This window comes from Agromyces humi (assembly GCF_009720255.1).
In the GTDB taxonomy this organism is placed as follows: domain Bacteria; phylum Actinomycetota; class Actinomycetes; order Actinomycetales; family Microbacteriaceae; genus Agromyces; species Agromyces humi.
Window position 1 is genome coordinate 1 of sequence record NZ_WJSP02000635.1, and the last position, 1282, is coordinate 1282.

The following is a 1282-nucleotide window of genomic DNA, read 5'->3' on the forward strand; positions in this document are numbered from 1 at the left end:
GCTCTTCTGCCTTCCGGCGTTCACGGTGTTCGAGTCGGGCGGCTCCCCGCTCGGGGTCTGGGACCTCGTGCTTTCGGTCGTCTTCCTGGCGTTCCTCGTGGGCGAGGGCGTCGCCGACCAGCCGCAGAGGAAGAAGCCGGTCGTCAGGGTGTCGATGGCCTGCTTCGTGTCGTCCGACACGTCGCCGAGTGCGTAGATCGCGAACGTGAGCGTCGAGCCGTCCTGCGCCCGCACGACGCCCGACAGCGTGTAACCGCTCTCGATCCATCCCGTCTTCGCCGAGACCGCTCCGTCGGCGACGGCGTTGTCGCCCGAGAACCGGTCGCTGTACGACAGCGATCCGCGCTCGCCCGACACGGGTAGGCCGTCCATGATGACGCCGAGGTCGCCCTCGCGCGCGTTGATCTTCACGAACAGCCGCGTGAGGTACGACGGCGGCACGGCGTTGTTGTCGCTGAGGCCCGACCCGTCGACCACGGTGATGCCGGTCGTGTCGATTCCGTAGGGCGCCAGCCCCTGCAGCACACCCGCGTTGATCGCGCCGAACGTGTTGCCCGTGCCTGCCTTGATCGCGACCAGCCGCGCCAGCATCTCGGCGACCGTGTTGTCGGAGACGACGAGCGCCTTGTCGATGAGCTGGGCGACCGTCGGCGAGGAGACGGCGCCGAGCTGCGTCGCCCCGGCGGGCGCGGTGCCGCGCTCGATCACCGAGATGCCGCCGAGCTCCGACGCGAACGCGTCACCCGCGCGACCGATGGGGTCGGGGCTGCGCCATGAGGTGTTCGCGCCCGGGTCGTCGCGGTCGCCGTCGACCTGCAGCGCCGTGATGTTCGACATGTAGCCGTCCTCGCGCTCGACGAGGTCCCAACTGGGCTCCCACTCGTCGCCGCCGAAGAGGCTCGCGTCGAGCACCAGCTTCGTGAGCGGCGGGTTCGACGGGTCGGCGTCCCACGCCGCGCGCACCTGGGCGGCGAGGTCGTCGAGGTGCGCGGCGCCCGGATACACGGTGTCGGTGCCGCTCGGGGTACGTGAGAGGGTCACGTCGCCGCCGCCCACGAGCACCGCCGACCCCGGTTCGGACCCCTTGACCACGGTCGTCGTCGCCCGGTGGTCGGGTCCGAGCACCGACAGCGCCGCGGCCGACGTCAGCACCTTCATGACGCTGGCGGTGCGCGACGGGGTGGTGCCGCCGCGGTCGTAGAGCACCTCGCCGGTGGCGGCGTTCACGACCTGCGCCTGGAGGGCGGCGAGGCGTCCGTCGGCCGCGCGATCGGCCAACGAG

General features: G+C 71.5%; 1 protein-coding gene. It reads right to left on the reverse strand.

The genetic code is table 11. The features are described from left to right. A partial coding sequence (locus GH736_RS23090) for a D-alanyl-D-alanine carboxypeptidase/D-alanyl-D-alanine-endopeptidase (RefSeq protein ID WP_159607370.1) occupies positions 1 to 1282 on the reverse strand: 1282 nt, incomplete at both ends.